This window comes from Pedobacter sp. 22226 (genome assembly GCF_052045455.1).
Taxonomy (GTDB): Bacteria; Bacteroidota; Bacteroidia; order Sphingobacteriales; family Sphingobacteriaceae; genus Pedobacter; species Pedobacter jeongneungensis.
This window is the reverse complement of record NZ_JBQEPB010000002.1, coordinates 206969-218992: the sequence shown is the minus strand read 5'-3', so window position 1 is coordinate 218992 and position 12024 is coordinate 206969. Positions and strand designations below refer to the sequence as shown.

General features: G+C 42.0%; 9 protein-coding genes. 2 read left to right on the top strand and 7 right to left on the bottom strand.

Annotation, left to right across the window (positions count from 1 at the left end; all coding sequences use genetic code 11):
* Positions 1-26 precede the first annotated feature (26 nt).
* Both ACTJKC_RS04380 and ACTJKC_RS04375 read left to right on the top strand, forming a co-directional pair.
* On the top strand, positions 27-536 hold the full coding sequence (locus tag ACTJKC_RS04380) for a flavodoxin family protein (protein WP_344848626.1): 510 nt from the start codon (positions 27-29) through the stop codon (positions 534-536).
* A 60-nt stretch (positions 537-596) separates the two neighbouring features.
* Positions 597-1223: a carbonic anhydrase gene (locus ACTJKC_RS04375; RefSeq protein WP_440790448.1), complete on the top strand. Its 627-nt coding sequence runs from the start codon at positions 597-599 to the stop codon at positions 1221-1223.
* A 131-nt stretch (positions 1224-1354) separates the two neighbouring features.
* On the opposite strand, the gene ACTJKC_RS04370 is transcribed toward ACTJKC_RS04375, so the two are convergent.
* The 7 genes from ACTJKC_RS04370 to ACTJKC_RS04340 all read right to left on the bottom strand — a co-directional run bounded on the left by ACTJKC_RS04370 (position 1355) and on the right by ACTJKC_RS04340 (position 12016).
* Positions 1355-2119 (bottom strand): SDR family NAD(P)-dependent oxidoreductase, encoded by a 765-nt coding sequence (locus tag ACTJKC_RS04370; protein ID WP_440790447.1) that lies wholly within the window; start codon positions 2117-2119, stop codon positions 1355-1357.
* 70 nt (positions 2120-2189) lie between these two features.
* The gene (gene kduI / locus ACTJKC_RS04365; protein ID WP_344848617.1) at positions 2190-3029 is read right to left on the bottom strand and encodes a 5-dehydro-4-deoxy-D-glucuronate isomerase; all 840 of its coding nucleotides are present in this window, start codon (positions 3027-3029) and stop codon (positions 2190-2192) included.
* 84 nt (positions 3030-3113) lie between these two features.
* The gene (locus ACTJKC_RS04360) at positions 3114-4337 is read right to left on the bottom strand and encodes a DUF2264 domain-containing protein (RefSeq protein ID WP_440790446.1); all 1224 of its coding nucleotides are present in this window, start codon (positions 4335-4337) and stop codon (positions 3114-3116) included.
* Positions 4338-4546: 209 nt separating this feature from the next.
* The gene (locus ACTJKC_RS04355) at positions 4547-5731 is read right to left on the bottom strand and encodes a glycoside hydrolase family 88 protein (RefSeq protein ID WP_344848611.1); all 1185 of its coding nucleotides are present in this window, start codon (positions 5729-5731) and stop codon (positions 4547-4549) included.
* A gap of 21 nt (positions 5732-5752) precedes the next feature.
* A complete protein-coding gene (locus tag ACTJKC_RS04350; RefSeq protein ID WP_440790445.1) occupies positions 5753-7858 on the bottom strand; it encodes a polysaccharide lyase family 8 super-sandwich domain-containing protein in 2106 nt (701 codons plus the stop codon).
* 3 nt (positions 7859-7861) lie between these two features.
* A complete protein-coding gene (locus tag ACTJKC_RS04345) occupies positions 7862-10153 on the bottom strand; it encodes a glycosyl hydrolase family 95 catalytic domain-containing protein (protein WP_440790444.1) in 2292 nt (763 codons plus the stop codon).
* Between the two features lie 132 nt (positions 10154-10285).
* Complete coding sequence (locus ACTJKC_RS04340) at positions 10286-12016, bottom strand: RagB/SusD family nutrient uptake outer membrane protein (RefSeq protein ID WP_440790443.1); 1731 nt, start codon at positions 12014-12016, stop codon at positions 10286-10288.
* Positions 12017-12024 lie beyond the last annotated feature (8 nt).

Sequence of the window (12024 nt, the reverse complement as noted above, 5' to 3'; positions counted from 1 at the left end):
ACTTGTTATTTAAACAAAAAACAAGGATGTCCGATATCTTGATTATAAATGGAAGTGCGAGGTTAAACGGGAATACCCAGAAATTTATCGGCAAACTTACCGAAGAAATTGCTTTTGACCAGTTAAATTTACTGGAGCATTATTTTATGCCCTACAGTTACGAGAACCAATATCCCGCGGAAGATCGTTTTGAAACGTTTGCGAAGGAAATCCTTTACCATAAACACATTATTTTCGCTACCCCGGTTTACTGGTATGCCATGAGCGGAAGGATGAAAAACCTTTTCGACAGGCTAACGGATTGGGTAACTTTAAATAAAGAAGTAGGCCGGAACCTGAAAGGGAAAACGGTGCAATTAATTGCAGTGGGTACAGATGCAGATCTCCCCGATGGATTTACGACACCTTTTTTTATGACAGCCAACTATATGGAAATGGATTATAAGGGGCACGTCTATTTTAATTCGGACGACACACCTACTGACGAAAAACTTGCAGAAATCAGAAAATCTTTTTTTAGTTTTATAACTACATAAAAATCCAAAATAACGCTGATTATAATTTACATATCCAAAAACGCTATTTAAAGCACAAACATGAATGTAGAAGACGTTTTTAAGAACAATGAAAAATGGATTGCCAATAAACTGGCTATCGATCCTGATTATTTTACCGAATTATCTAAAGGGCAGAGTCCGGAGTTTTTGTACATCGGATGTTCAGATAGCCGGGTTACGGCTGAAGATTTAATGGGCATACAGCCTGGTCAGGCTTTTGTACACCGCAATGTGGCCAATCTTGTAAACAACGTAGATTTAAACGTGATGACGGTTTTAAATTACGCTGTACGTCACTTAAAAGTGAATCATATCGTGGTTTGCGGCCATTACAACTGTGGCGGTGTTAAAGCGGCGATGCAACCAGCCGATATGGGCATTTTAAACCCCTGGTTAAGAAATATTCGTGATGTTTACCGCATCCACAAAGACGAATTAAATGCAATTGCCGATGAAGGCGCCCGCTATAACCGCCTGGTAGAACTTAACGTTCAGGAACAATGTGTAAACCTGTTAAAAACCGCAGCAGTACAGGAAGCGATTACCGAACGCGGAATAACCGTGCATGGCTGGGTTTTCGATATCCACACGGGTAAATTAATTGACTTAAAAATCGATTTTGAAGCTATCTTGAAGGACATTAAGGAAATTTATAATCTTTATTAGTCCAGAGTCATGAGTACAGGGTACTCAGTCCAGACCGTATAAAAAATAAAATAAGTCAAGTTTTAAAAACTTGACTTATTTGAACTCTGAATCACCGACTAAGGACTAAAGACTCCGGGCTAAGGACTAAACTACCTTCCCATCCAACCGCCATCAACGGTTAAAATTGTTCCGTGTACGTAATCACTTGCTGGTGAGGCCAGGAATAAAGTTGGTCCTTTAAAATCTTCAGGTGTTCCCCATCTTCCGGCAGGGATCCGTGATAAAATTGAAGTGCTCCTGTCCTGATCTTCGCGTAAAGCCGACGTATTATCGGTGGCAATATAACCTGGTGCAATGGCATTTACATTAACACCTTTTGAAGCCCACTCGTTTGCAAAAGCTTTCGTTAAAGAGGCAATTGCACCTTTGCTTGCTGCATAACCAGGCACGGTAATCCCCCCCTGGAACGACAGTAAAGATGCTGTGAAAATTACTTTTCCGCTACCTCTTGCAATCATATCGCGACCAATTTCGCGTGTTAAAATAAATGGAGCAGTTTGGTTTACCGCAATTACCTCATCCCAATATTCATCCGGGTGTTCGGCAATTGGTTTACGTAAAATGGTTCCGGCATTGTTTACCAGAATATCAATAACCGGATGATCGGCTTTTACCTGTGCTGCGAAGGCCAGGGTATTTTCGCGTTTACCAAAATCGCATTGATAAGCATAAAATTTTCTGCCCAATGCGGTTACTTCTTTTTCTACAGTACTTCCTTCCAGTTCTAAACTGGCAGAAACACCGATAATATCGGCACCTGCTTCGGCCAAAGCTAAAGCCATGGCTTTACCAATGCCTCTTTTACAACCGGTAACCAATGCAGTTTTACCTGCTAAATTAAATATGTTCGACATGATGTTTAAAGTTCAGTTTTTACATCTCTCCATTCCGCTACGCTTCAGTCGAGATGACGGTAAGCAATAATTATTTCAGTTCGGTAATGGCACAGTGATCCATATCGCCATAATCGAGATTTTCGCCAGCCATACCCCAAATAAAGGTATAATTGCTTGTACCAGCGCCTGAATGAATAGACCAGTTTGGCGAAATTACCGCCTGATCGTTCTGCATCCAGATGTGACGGGTTTCTTGTGGCTGGCCCATAAAATGGCAAACACTCTGCCCTTGCGGAACTTCGAAATAGAAATAAGCTTCCATCCTTCTGTCGTGCGTATGTGCCGGCATGGTGTTCCATACACTGCCCGATTTTAATTCGGTCATACCCATTTGCAACTGGCAGGTTGGCAATACACTATTTACCAATAACTTATTAATGATTCTATGGTTAGCAGTTTCAGGTGTACCCAATTCTACAATTTCGGCTTCGGCTTTGCTTACTTTTTTGTTTGGATAAGTATGATGTGCAGGAGCAGAATTGATGTATAATTTAGCGGCTTCGCCTGGTGAAGCTGATTCGAAAAATACTTCTTTTGTTCCTTTACCAATGTATAATGCTTCTTTATAATCCAATTCATATGTCTCGCCGTCAGCAGTAACAATTGCTTTTCCACCAACATTGATAATTCCTAATTCCCGGCGCTCTAAAAAGTAGGTCGCTTTTAAATCATCCGGGTTTGGCAATGCGATTTTCTGATCAACAGGCATTGCACCGCCCACAATATATCTGTCAAAATGAGATAAGGTTAAATTTACCTGGTTTGCCTCAAATACGTTTTCGATCAGGAAATTTTCCCGCAAGGCTGCGGTATCCATGTGTTTAACTTCCTTAGGGCTTTGAGCGTAACGGCTTTCGAATTTATTCATTGGTTAAAAATTGAGTTTGATGTAGAACCCGAACTCATATCAGATCCTATGGCAAATATATTTATACGATATTTATTATTGGTATTAATACTCAACTTTATAATCCTTTTTTATGCTTTCTCCGCTCCAGGCTTTCAAACTGGTCCATGGGGCGGGTGCATCTGTCCAGAACTTATTAGTGGCGGGCAATCCTAAGGTTAAAAAACCAAGTGTAGCCATGTATAAACTTCCTGTAGAAGTATAGGTATCGGCTATTTCGGGCTGGTGACCGTTAAAGCCCAGCACCAACCATCCTTTGTCATCAAAATTCTGGTTGCCATCGTAAAGATTATGCATCACCCTGGTTAATGCGCCGCGCACTTGCGCAGGTTTTACATATTCGGGCAGTTTTTCCATCAAAGCGGTTTGTGCCAAAGCCTGAAAGGCAGCAGTGCGGTAGGTAATGGAGCGGCCGTAAGCAGGATAAGTACCTTCCGGGGAAATAATCCTTTCCAGGTATTCTGAATAACGCACCATTCTTTTCAATGCCAGATCATAATCGGCCTGTTGTGCCTTTTTCTTATCAACCAACACTTTCAACAAATCAACCAGCATCGGGTGGATCACATAAGAATTGTAATAATCCATACTGAATTTTTCGCCATCACTGTACCAGCTATCGCCAACGTACCATTCTTTCATTTTATTGATCGAAAACTGCACACGTGCAGGATCGTACTGTTCGCCAATGCTCAATAAAAAACCTTCTGTTAAGCCAGAAAACAGTAACCAATTATTATAGGCGCCACTTCGCGTACGCAAAGACTTAAATTCTTCTATAAATCTCTTTTTAGTGGTTTCATCAAGCGGCTCCCATAATGCTTTTGGAGCACGTAAAAAAGCATGGGCAACATAAGCGGCATCCACAATAGGCTGACTTTCTGAACGGTAACTGATGTAATCGGGACTTTCGGGATTTACCGAATTTGCCAAAGCTTTTAAAAGTTCGGTACGCATGGTTTTTCTGAGCTTGCCCTCAGCAGTATCATCATCGGGCAAGGCCAGCCAGGGCGCTACACCAGCAATGGTGCGGCCTAAAGCTTCTAAATAAGTTACTTTGGCGGCATTTAAACCATAACCTGGAGCTTTTTCTAAAGGCATGTTCTTTTTCAAGGTTTGGTTGGCCAGGTTATGGATTACCGGATAAGCAATGCGATTTAAAGTTTTCACCCAAAAAGCACGGTCTTCGGCACCGGTACTGGCTTTCTTTTGTGCGTAAGCCAACTGCGAAAAAATAAGCAGGGCAGAAAAAATCAGTTTATATTTCATCAATTTTGTTTTAATCTATTTTATAATAATTCGATTTCCATTAATATACAATGATTTCGCGATGATAAGCTGCTAAAAGTCGTCATCGCGAGAAGGCTTTTCAGCCGACGAAGCAATCTTTATAGCAAGAATCACTAGTATGAAGATTGCTTCGTTGTTCCTCTTAGCAATGACGAATCTTTTTATTTAAATCCTATCGTTTATCAATTCTACAAATACCACTTTTTATACCTCGCCAAAGCCTCTAAATAGTAGTAATCTGCATAAACAAGCGGTACATCTATTTCGCTATTCAGGGGGTAAGCACCTGTGCTGTGCATCAATAAAAAGCCGCCATTTTCACCCAATTTTGCATGGTAAGCACTGCTCGAAAGCGAATAGATCATGGTTTCGGCTGCAGATTTAAATTCGTTTTTTTCGCTGCCTGACGTGTATTGTCCAAGCTCTAACAATGCCGAAGCCATTAATGCCCCTGCAGAGGCATCGCGTTTGGCAAAAGGAATGCCCTGTGCATCAAAATCCCAGAAAGGAATTTTATCGGCAGGTAAATTCGGATGGTTTAAAATGAAATGTGCAATTCCTTTGGCTTGTTTTAAATAGGTTTCATCTCTGGTAAAACGGTACATCATGGTATAACCATATAGTGCCCAGCCCTGTCCACGCGACCATGCTGAACAATTTGCCGCGCCCTGCCAGGTGGCTTTTCTAATTACTTCTCCGGTTTGGGGGTTATAATCAACCACATGGTAAGAACTAAAATCGGGGCGGAAATGGTTTTTTAGTGTGGTATTAGCGTGTGTAACCGAAATTTCTTTATATTTTTTGTCCCCGCCGTTATCACTTACCCAGTTCATCATTTCGAGGTTCATCATATTATCTATAATTACAGGGCATTCCCATAATTTGCTCTTATTCCACGATTGGATTGATTTTACAGCCGGACGATAGCGGGTAGCCAAAGATTCTGCAGAACGCCGGATCACTGCTTTATATTCTGGTTTGCCGGTTAAACGGTAGGCGTTACCGAAACTGCAGTACATCATAAAACCCAGATCGTGGTTTCCGGTATAGGTTTGGTTAGGCTCTATTACTTTTAAGGCTGCTTCGGCTTCCTGTTTGATACTGGCATCTTTGGTTTGTTCGTAGATGTACCATAAACTTCCCGAATAAAAGCCACTGCACCACCATTTAATATCATAGTTTACAGATTTCCCTTTATCGAAACTTTGTGGTGTTTTACCTGCCGGAATATTTTTGGCCAGCACCTGATATTGACCGGCAGCAAATTTAAATTCGTCGTTAATCAATTGAGCCATCGGCTTTTTTTCTGTCTGGGCAAAAACACTTAGCCCTGTTAGCATGAGCAATGCGGTAATTAAGTTGGGGTTTTTCATAGTTATTATTGTATCTGAAAATTATTTAAGGTTGAAATTTACCGTAGCACCTGATTGTGCACCACCCGGCAGATTGCAATTGATATTCTGAGTTTTAGCTAAGCCAGGCAATTTTAGCGAAACATTAATGTTCTTTTGTTCCTGCGCCGGATCAGCAATATAAAGTGCAGGATTTTTACTGTTTAAGTTTTTGATGTACAGTGTACAAGGCTGATCGACAGTGAGCAATAGCCCATCGGCTGACAGGCTGCCTGCCTGATAGAAAACGACTTGCAGCATATCTAATCCGATATGCTGTACGGCTTGCATTTCTGCTGTGTTCTTTAAAATCCGGATCATGGCGCGGTTGTATTTTTTTAAGCCCGATGCATCTAAGCCCGGCACTACAATATATTGATAAACAGCATTTTGAGGATTTTTACCATGATTTAGCCAGATTTTAAATACATCGTGTTTCAATCCGCTTTTGCTTTGAAAATGATTGATGCGGTACCAGCTTCCGGTTTGCGCCTTATTGCTGATTTCTACATTAGCATCCTGTGGAAAAATATACCCGATACTATCATGGGTTACCCATAGTTCATTTTTGATTTTACCCTGCGCTACACTTCCCCGCAACCAGGTTTGGTTAATGGTAGTGGTGATATTTTCGTTAGCGTTGCTTTTAATGCCTGTACCGAGGCAAACCACTTCTTTATCAAAAAAGAACCATGCTTTTTTGGCCTGTACGCTATCATAATTTAAATCATAGCAAGATACTCCATACCTACCATCGCTTACTCCGCCGACAAATTTGGTCGTTCCGGGAATGCCCCAGTCACTTTTTATGGTTGCGCCATTATCATCAGGATAATCCCTGCTGGTGGTACCGGGAATTTTATCCCATTCCCAAACCGGCATCAGGTTGGCATATTCCGATCCGCTACGCTGGATATTGGTTGCCCCATCAGGAAGAAACTTGCCCAGTATGTTTTCATTATTTCCCCTCTCGGTACGTAAGGTTCTTGTTGATGCCGTTTGCACACTAAAGGTATATTGCGGGCGAAGATGAAGGGTATATCCGCTTTTCCAGAACTGGGTGTGCGATGGTTCAATTTTATAATCAGGCGCCGCTGTTCCGGATATCCGCTTGACCGAAGCATCCCAATAAGCAGCATTTTCGGGATCGAAAAATTTAATTTTATTGACCATACCGCCCATGCCGCTGCTCAACGAATCTTTACGGCTAATGCCCCTGCCGCGCACATTAAAATCGTAAAATGAACCCCTTATTGTTTTAAGGAAAGTATTTTTAAGGTAATTGACCAGAATAGCCATCTGATCTTTTGGCAGAGCATATTCCGTTCCGCGTAAATAAAAGGCCGCATTAACCGAATTGCCTGCAAATACCCGCCCATAACTGGCAATAGCCTGTTGTTTGCCATGCTGGTAATAACTTCCATCAGCCTGAACACCTTCTTTTCCGTCGGTAATGGCTACAGGCTCAAAAAGGTATTTTGCGGCAGAATCTAAAGTGGCTTTATTTTGGGTCAGGCAGGCCCTGTACAGAAAATGTAAGGCTTCATCTGAGGTGTTGGCCCCGTCACCTGTTTTTAACTTCCGGATCATTCTTTTAATCAATGCGTTTTCCAATCCGGCAGGAAGTTGCGTTTTGGCACTGCGCATCAATATTAGGCTTTGCCCGATGGCCTGCGGATAAAAAATATCATTGTACCACCAGTTTTTATTTTTCGGGTTTTTATCGAGCCAGTTTTGAAGCGATTTAACAATTGCACCATAGAGTTCGGTATTTTGATAAAGCTTATTTGAGGGGCGGATATAGGCGGTTGCCATATCTTTAATCCGTTTCAGGGGATCGTATTGCGCATCATTATAATTGATATCAGCCCAGCTGCCGTCGGTATTCAGGTTTTTAAGGTGATTGGCTATTTCGTCGCTCAGTGCCTTATCCTTCACAAAAGTTTGCAAATCGGCATTAATCCGGCTTAGAATGGTATTATAGGGCTCATTTTGTGCTTTTGCCCGGAAACTGACAGCTATCAGGAAAAGGATAAGTATAAATACGCTAAATCCATTCATTTTTGAGGCTGATCTGGTTAAATCTGTAATTTTATTTATCGTAACCATGTGTTATTTGTTGTTTAAGCCCCAAAACCAGTTCTGGTATCGATTGTATGGCAATCCCGATGTTGTTTTATCTTCAAAGCTAGTAGAAACAAGGCTGATCACTTCTCCAATTATGACTTTTTTAATTTCAATTTTGATCTTTTCGCCTTCTTTCTGCACCTGATAGTCTATTTTATTACGTTTATTTGAATGGATAGAAAATTTATCCATGTTGGATACCAACGTTAACGCGCCCCCTTTTAAACTGTTTATTTTTATATTTTTTGTCTGCCCGTTTTGCATATCGGCACTTACCAAAAAGGCTCCTTCTGCCCTGAGCTGTTTAAACGATACCTCTTTCCAGCCTGATGGCACAGCCGGAAAAATCCTGATTTTATCTCCCCAGCTCTGGATCAGCATTTCCTGTATAGACGTTGCTGCCGCCAAAGGAGTTTCTATTACCGGACCAGATTCGCGATACAGGGTATTGGGTTGCACAAAGCGATCGAACAGTTCATTTAACCATTGATAAGCCATATCGCCGTTTCCTGTGCCTGCATAAATGGAGGCTGCCCCACTAAAGGAAAATCCTGCCAGTGCACTTTTGCGCGAAAGCCAGTTATCTAGCGATAAACTTATTATAGCCCGGTTTTCTGGTTGTTCCCAGTTTATGATGTTATAAGGATAAATCATCAATAAATGTGAATAATGGCGGTGCGAGCTGTTTAAAGGAACATCTTTACCGATCAAAAATCCGGTATCACCTGCCGGGAAGGGTGCGAGGTTTTTGAGGATCTTTTCCCATTGTTCTGCGTCGCTGTCATTTAGCTTTTGTTCCTGATTTACCTTAATTAAGGTCTGTAATGCCCAACTGAGGCTGGATAAGGTATAGTTTGCATCTTCGGCACTTTTATACTCGGGCGAATAAGATAGCGGAAAATGATAAATGCCTTTTTCATCCTGCTTAAGCTGATGGATCAGAAAATTTGCCGATCTTTTTAACAAAGGGTAAATCTTCGTTTTAAGGGTCTGCGCATCTTTGCTGTAAGCATAATATTGATAATAGTAATACAACATCCAGGTGAGGTTGGCAGGCTCGAATATTCCTTTGTTGATCTCTGCTTCGGTTATGGGGCTAACCAGGTTGTATGAAGAACTCCTCCCGATTGCAGCAGCATCATTGCGCCATTGTGCGGGCACATTATTGATGAGATTCTGCTTATTATCGTTTAAAGATTTAAATAAGGATTCACCAAGTTCTAAATGGTTGGCGGTAAAAATGGGTGAATAGGTAAGCTGCGCATTTAAATTCCACCAGATGGCCGGCCAGGGCGTGGCAGTTGTCCATGGGCCCATTAAATCGGCAATGGGTTTATCTGCCCGGGTAACGGAGGCCAATTTGTATAACTGTATCCAGTAAAAATTTTCCATGCGTTTATCGGGCAGGGCCACAAAACTTTGCTGGTAAAAATGGTGCCACCAATTGCGGTGTGCGGCAATACTTTCGGTGTTATCTTTAAAGTTTTTAAGGTTATTTAATGCCTCCGATGTTTCGTTTAGGGTATTGTACGCATCATAACCCACGCTTACCAGCAATTTGCCTGATGTGGCATTGCCTGTAATCTTATATGCAGTTGTGTAACCCCCTTTGTTAAGCAGGGGCTGGTTACAAATGGTATAACCGTTTTCGCTGGTGATTTTTACCTGCGGATTTTCCGGATAATTTGCGGGTTTATCTGTAGGGTAGCTTTGTAAGTACCTCGGACTGATGCTTTTGCCGGGATTCCATCCCCATGCCGAAACTTTTTCCTGTTGTGCCGCGTTAAGCGAAATACTGATGACATTCTGATTTGCAGCAACATAGGCTTTAAAAGTAATGGTGCCGAGGGTTGTGGTTATTGTACCCCTAGCTTCTGCGTTATAGATATCCAGTTCCATTTTAGCTCCGGTTATTTTACCAGAAGTTTTGAGGGTGAAATAACCAATTGGTAAACGCCCCTGTGTATATAATTTACCTGCATCGGGCATTAGTTTTTCGCGGTGATCTACCACATCGCTCCTCCCGATATCAAAGCGGATCAAACTGTCGTTTTCTTTATAAATATTGGTACCGAGCAGCCCGTTACCGAGGATGATACCACTGTAATAACCGGTTGCCGTATTATCCCATTTTAAATTTTGCCTGGCCATAAAAACAGGCCAGTTCACTTCCTTTGAGGTCACTTGCGCAAAGGTTAAAGTAACTTGCAGCACCAGCAACAATGAGGATAATCTGATTATTGTAGAGCTGTATTTTGAAGGTTTGTTAAACGGCATTTTTCAATTTGATTTTCGCTTTTTCTGCAATCATGCAGGCGTTGTAAAAAAGCCACCAAGCTACGCAAGGTGGCTCCAACTAACTACACACTAACCATTTTTTTATCAGATCAATCTGATGTTTTTCTATTTCTACCAACCTGGATTTTGGATCAAGGCGGTGTTTTTTGCAATCTCTGAGGCCAGCATCGGGAACAGGCCGTAATTGGCCGGGAAATGATGTTCTCGCACATCTACATATTCGTAGTTATAGGTATTGCCTGTTTTGGTAATCTTCACCCCTCTGATGGGTTTTTCAAAATCAACAGCGGCGGTTTTCCATCTTCTGGCATCCCACATCCGGTGTTCTTCCATAAATAATTCTACATCGCGCTCTTTTTGAATAATGGCACGCATTTCTTCCTGCGTTGCACCGGCTTTAATGCCATAATTCCCATCTGCTCCTGCGGTAATTCCTGCACGCTCCCTGATTTTCCTCAAAGCAGCATAAACCTCTTCAACCGGTCCGCTGTATTCATTAAGCGCTTCGGCATAATTTAACAGGATTTCGCCATATCTGATCAAGCCCCAGCAACGTTCGCCATTTCCGGTAGAATTTTCTAAAAGATATTTACGCGGAAAATAGCCTGTATTGAATCCAAGCGGACCACTAACCGCATCAGTAGTACCAGAACCTACATAAGTATATACCGGTGCTGCATTATTGCCACTTAAAATCCATGGCGAGCCGTTATAAATTACAGAGTTGGCAAAACGTGGATCGCGGTTCGCGTATGGGTTTGCCGGATCGTATAAAGAACCAGGTTCGTTAATGGCTTTTCCATTAATCATCGGGAATTTATCTACCGTTTGCTGGCTTACAGTAAAAGCATAACCGCCGGATCTGCTTTGAGGCAACAAAAAGCTTTCGAACTCGCGCTGTGCACCCCGCATTGCGGCAAACAGGTATTCGCTGTTAACCCGCATCTGAAAAACCTTATAAAAACCATATCCTGGTCTGTTGGTTGGTCCATTATCTACATATAAAGAATAACTACCGGTATTGATGATATCAAGGGCGGCGTTTGCAGCTTTTTTCCAACGTTCTTTATCGTAAGCGTTGTAACCGGTAAGCTCATGTAATTCGCCTGAGGGGGCAAGCTGACCGCCATTAAACAATGGGCTTGCAGCATATAACAGCACCCTCGATTTTAACCCCATGCAGGCTCCCTGGGTAATGCGCCCATAATTTTGTGGCAAAATGGTGGCACTGGTAGGCAGATCTGCTTTGGCAGCTTCGCATTCAGAAACGATGTAATTTACACAGTCCTGGTAGGTTGATCTTTTTAAGCTAAAATCTTCAGTAATATCATAAACCTTATCGCCCAGCAAAGGTACACCTCCAAAAGCCCTGATCAACAGGAAATAATACCATGCCCTCAGGTACCTTGCTTCTGCAATCATGCCTTTTTTCGTTGCTGCACTCAATGGTGCTCCCCCGATATTCTGCAACAGTACATTTACCCTTCTGATATTCTGATAGGGTACCGACCACATATTGATAAAATCGGAATTGGTTGAGCTTTTTGATATCAAACCAAAGGCAATCACTACGGCAGAGTTTTGGGTGCCATTGTAACGGCCGGCAACACCTTCATCAGCTGCACCCGAATGGCCGCCTGCATCAAGGTATTGTATATCATACTGAAAACCTACCTGCTGATAAATACGGGTTAAAAATGCCTGTGTATTAATGCTATCGGCAAAGGTTGTTTCTTCGTTCAGGGTAGTCAGGGTACTCTCATCCAATAACCCACCTTTTTTGCAGGAATAGGTTACCACCATGAAAGCGAGTATGGCTATGATTGAAATTTTCTTTTTCATGATCATTT

Bases quoted from the DNA above. Each gene is read 5' to 3' on its own strand.
- ACTJKC_RS04340 (WP_440790443.1), bottom strand. From the start codon at position 12,016: ATGAAAAAGAAAATTTCAATCATAGCCATACTCGCTTTCATGGTGGTA.
- ACTJKC_RS04350 (WP_440790445.1), bottom strand. From the start codon at position 7,858: ATGGTTACGATAAATAAAATTACAGATTTAACCAGATCAGCCTCAAAA.
- ACTJKC_RS04380 (WP_344848626.1), top strand. From the start codon at position 27: ATGTCCGATATCTTGATTATAAATGGAAGTGCGAGGTTAAACGGGAAT.
- kduI (WP_344848617.1), bottom strand. From the start codon at position 3,029: ATGAATAAATTCGAAAGCCGTTACGCTCAAAGCCCTAAGGAAGTTAAA.
- ACTJKC_RS04370 (WP_440790447.1), bottom strand. From the start codon at position 2,119: ATGTCGAACATATTTAATTTAGCAGGTAAAACTGCATTGGTTACCGGT.
- ACTJKC_RS04375 (WP_440790448.1), top strand. From the start codon at position 597: ATGAATGTAGAAGACGTTTTTAAGAACAATGAAAAATGGATTGCCAAT.
- ACTJKC_RS04345 (WP_440790444.1), bottom strand. From the start codon at position 10,153: ATGCCGTTTAACAAACCTTCAAAATACAGCTCTACAATAATCAGATTA.
- ACTJKC_RS04360 (WP_440790446.1), bottom strand. From the start codon at position 4,337: ATGAAATATAAACTGATTTTTTCTGCCCTGCTTATTTTTTCGCAGTTG.
- ACTJKC_RS04355 (WP_344848611.1), bottom strand. From the start codon at position 5,731: ATGAAAAACCCCAACTTAATTACCGCATTGCTCATGCTAACAGGGCTA.